Origin of the sequence: Bradyrhizobium sp. (genome assembly GCF_052389815.1) — a bacterium.
In the GTDB taxonomy this organism is placed as follows: Bacteria; Pseudomonadota; Alphaproteobacteria; order Rhizobiales; family Xanthobacteraceae; genus Bradyrhizobium.
This window is the reverse complement of sequence record NZ_JBQTHN010000050.1, coordinates 1-3,685: the sequence shown is the minus strand read 5'-3', so window position 1 is coordinate 3,685 and position 3,685 is coordinate 1. Positions and strand designations below refer to the sequence as shown.

Genomic DNA, 3,685 nt, shown 5'->3' with positions numbered 1-3,685 from the left:
GCCGGCCTTGACTTGATCTGCGCGCGCCATCCTGCACAATCCGCGGTCGGGACGAAGAGGTGGCTGCAGTCGAACTAAAAGGTGGCCCCTCGTCCTTGACACAAACCTCCCCCATGTGAGCAATCCATAGCGCATGCGCCGAGACATGGATTGCTTCGCTTCGCTCGCAATGACGGAGGAGAATGTGTGCCTACCATCCCTCCAGCACGATCTTGCCGCGGGACTTGCCGCTTTCGAGCAGTGCGTGAGCGCGCTTGAGATTGGAGGCGTTGATGGTGCCAAACGTCTGGTCGAGCGTGGTGCGCAGCACGCCCTTGTCGATGAGGTCGGCGACGTCGTCCAGCAGGTGATGCTGCGCGATCATGTCCGGCGTTTGGAACGACGAGCGCGCGAACATCGATTCCCAGTGCACCGAGATCGCCTTGCCTTTGAACGTGGCAACTGTGAACTCCGGCGGATCGTCGATCAGGCCGAACTTGCCCTGCGGCGCCATGAGTTCGGCGATCGCCTTGTAGTGCTGGTCGGTGAAGGTGAGGCTCGCCACCAGCGACACCGGCGGCAATTTGAGCGCCTCGATCTGCTCCTTCATCGGTTTGCCGTGATCGATCACCGCATGCGCGCCGAGATCGCGGCACCATTGTTGCGATTCCGGTCGCGTCGCGGTGGCGGCGACGGTGAGCCCCGTCAGCCGCCGCGCCAGCTGGATCAGGATCGAGCCGACGCCGCCGGCACCGCCGGTGATCAGCAGCGTGCGCGGATCGAGGCTCTTGCCCGGTACGGCGCCGAGCCGGTCGAATAGCAACTCCCACGCCGTGATCGAGGTGAGGGGCAGGGCTGCGGCCTGCGCGAACGACAGGCTGTTCGGCTTGTTGCCGACGATGCGCTCGTCGACCAGGTGAAACTCCGAATTGGTGCCCTGGCGCAGGATCGAGCCGGCGTAGAACACCTCGTCGCCCGGCTTGAATAGACTGACATCGGGGCCGACGGCATCGACCACGCCGGCCGCATCAAAGCCGAGGATCTTGTACTCGCCAGCGGGCGGGGCGGCGCGCTTGCGCACCTTGTAGTCCACGGGGTTGGCCGAGATCGCCTTCACGGCAACGCGGATGTCGCGCCCCTTCGGGGCCGGTTTGGCGGTCTCGAAATCGATCAGGGAATTGGCGTCCTCGATGGGGAGCGACTTCTGGTATCCGACGGCTTTCATGCATGCCTCCTGTGGGTGGCGAATAACTGTCGGCCTAGCGTCATCTTGGCAAGTACTGTAAAATTGGGGAACTAGTCCCTGTTTGGATACTATTGGGAAAACACTGCATGAAGCGGCGTAATTTCGCGCACCGGCCCGGCTGCGCGGTCGAGGCCACGCTCGATCTGATCGACGGCAAGTGGAAGGGCGTGATCCTCTATCACCTGCAAGGCGGCACCCGGCGCTTTGGCGAGCTGCGGCGGCAGATGCCGGGCATCACCCAGCGCATGCTGACGAAACAGCTGCGCGCGCTGGAGGATGACATGCTGATCGTCCGCACCGTCTATGCCGAGGTACCTCCGCGGGTCGAATACCGCCTGTCCGAGACCGGCGAGAGCCTGCGGCCGGTGATCGATATCCTCAAAGCCTGGGGCGAGAGCCACCGGGAACGGCTGTCCTGCGGGCCGGATCCGGCGGCCGTGCAACTGCCCGATCGTGCGGCGTGATGGCGGCCGTTTGACTTCTCCCGCCCGCGCGCCGCGACTATATCTGGACGCTGTATTCACAAGGTCTTCGACGATGCTGAACCGATTTGTTACCGCAACTTTGATCGCTGCCGCGCTCGCTGGGCCTGCCTTCGCGCAGGACCGCCGCGCGCCGTCCTCGGCGGCCGAACTCAGGCTGTCGTATGCGCCGATCGTGCAGCGCGCGCAGCCGGCGGTGGTCAACGTCTATGCGGCAAAGACCGTGCAGAACCGCAACCCGCTGCTCGACGATCCGCTCTTCCGCCGCTTCTTCGGCGTGCCCGGCAACAATCGCCCCGAACAGATGCAGCGCTCGCTCGGCTCCGGCGTGATGGTCGATGCTTCCGGCCTCGTCGTCACCAACAACCACGTCATCGAGGGCGCCGACCAGGTGAAGATCTCGCTCGCCGACAAGCGCGAGTTCGAGGCCGAAATCGTGCTGAAGGACAGCCGCACGGACCTCGCCGTGCTGCGCGTCAAGGACGGCAGGGAGAAATTCGCCACCCTCGACTTCGCCAATTCTGACGAACTCGTGGTCGGCGATCTCGTGCTCGCGATCGGCAACCCCTTCGGCGTCGGCCAGACCGTGACCCATGGCATCGTCTCGGCGCTTGCGCGAACGCAGGTCGGCATCACCGACTACCAGTTCTTCATCCAGACCGATGCGGCCATCAATCCCGGCAATTCCGGTGGCGCGCTGGTCGACATGACCGGAAAGCTCGCCGGCATCAACACGGCGATCTTCTCGCGCTCCGGCGGCTCGCAGGGCATCGGCTTTGCCATCCCCGCCAACATGGTGCGCGTGGTGGTGGCCTCCGCCAAGAGCGGCGGCAAGGCGGTGAAGCGGCCTTGGCTCGGCGCTCGCCTGCAGGCGGTGACGCCGGAGATTGCGGAAACGCTCGGCCTGCGGGCGCCGTCCGGCGCGCTGGTCGCCAACGTCGCGCCGGGAAGTCCCGCGGCAAGGGCAGGGCTGAAACTGTCCGACCTGATCGTCGCCATCGACGGGCAGAGCATCGAGGATCCCAACGCCTTCGACTATCGCTTCGCCACCCGCCCGTTCGGTGGATCAGCGCAGATCGACGTGCAGCGCGGCGGCAAGACCATCAAGGTCACCATTCCACTCGAAGTCGCGCCGGACACCAATCGCGACGAGATCACGATCTCGGCGCGCTCGCCGTTCCAGGGCGCCCGCGTGGCCAACATCTCGCCGGCGGTTGCCGAGGAACTACGCCTCGACAGCAACGCCGAAGGCGTCGTCGTGGTCAATCTCGAGGATGGCGCGCCCGCCGCCAGCGTCGGCTTCCAGAAGGGCGACATCATTCTCGCCGCCAACAACCAGAAGATCGCGAGAACCAGCGATCTCGACAAGGCCGCGAAGTCCTCGTCGCGGCTGTGGCGCATCGTGGTGGTGCGGGGCGGCCAGCAGATCAACGTCACCCTCGGCGGATGAGCCCGAAGCGACCTCAGGCCTCGCCAAGCCTCTTTGCCGCGGCAGGGATGGAGCAGGATGCGCCGCATCCGCTGCCGGACCGGCTGCGCCCGAAGAAGCTGTCGGAAGTCGTCGGCCAGGACCACATCCTCGGCCCCGACGGCGCGTTGACGCGCATGCTGGAAACGCGCACGCTGGGCTCGCTGGTGTTCTGGGGCCCGCCCGGCACCGGCAAGACCACGGTGGCGCGTCTGCTGGCTGACGCGACCGAACTGCATTTCGAGCAGATTTCCGCGGTGTTTTCCGGCGTCGCCGACCTCAAGAAGGTGTTCGACGCCGCGCGCGCCCGCCGCGAGACCGGCAAGGGCACGCTGCTGTTCGTCGACGAGGTGCATAGATTCAACCGCGCGCAGCAGGATTCCTTCCTGCCCGTGATGGAAGACGGCACGGTGGTGCTGGTCGGCGCCACCACGGAAAACCCGTCCTTCGAGCTCAACGCGGCGCTGCTGTCGCGCGCCCGCGTGCTGGTGTTTCACTCGCTGGATGCCG

4 protein-coding genes are annotated in these 3,685 nt (G+C 65.7%); 3 read left to right on the top strand and 1 reads right to left on the bottom strand.

What is annotated here, in order from left to right; all coding sequences use genetic code 11:
- Positions 1-190: 190 nt before the first annotated feature.
- On the bottom strand, positions 191-1,204 hold the full coding sequence (locus ACT4OC_RS09595) for a zinc-binding alcohol dehydrogenase family protein (RefSeq protein WP_444838739.1): 1,014 nt from the start codon (positions 1,202-1,204) through the stop codon (positions 191-193).
- Positions 1,205-1,311: 107 nt separating this feature from the next.
- Between ACT4OC_RS09595 and ACT4OC_RS09590 the strand changes: the two genes are divergently transcribed.
- From ACT4OC_RS09590 to ACT4OC_RS09580, 3 genes are all read left to right on the top strand, one after another.
- Positions 1,312-1,689: a winged helix-turn-helix transcriptional regulator gene (locus ACT4OC_RS09590; protein WP_444838738.1), complete on the top strand. Its 378-nt coding sequence runs from the start codon at positions 1,312-1,314 to the stop codon at positions 1,687-1,689.
- Positions 1,690-1,762: 73 nt separating this feature from the next.
- A complete protein-coding gene (locus ACT4OC_RS09585; protein ID WP_444838737.1) occupies positions 1,763-3,157 on the top strand; it encodes a DegQ family serine endoprotease in 1,395 nt (464 codons plus the stop codon).
- The coding region (locus ACT4OC_RS09580) for an AAA family ATPase (RefSeq protein ID WP_444838736.1) at positions 3,154-3,685 on the top strand (532 nt) is incomplete at its 3' end. The genes ACT4OC_RS09585 and ACT4OC_RS09580, both read left to right, overlap by 4 nt.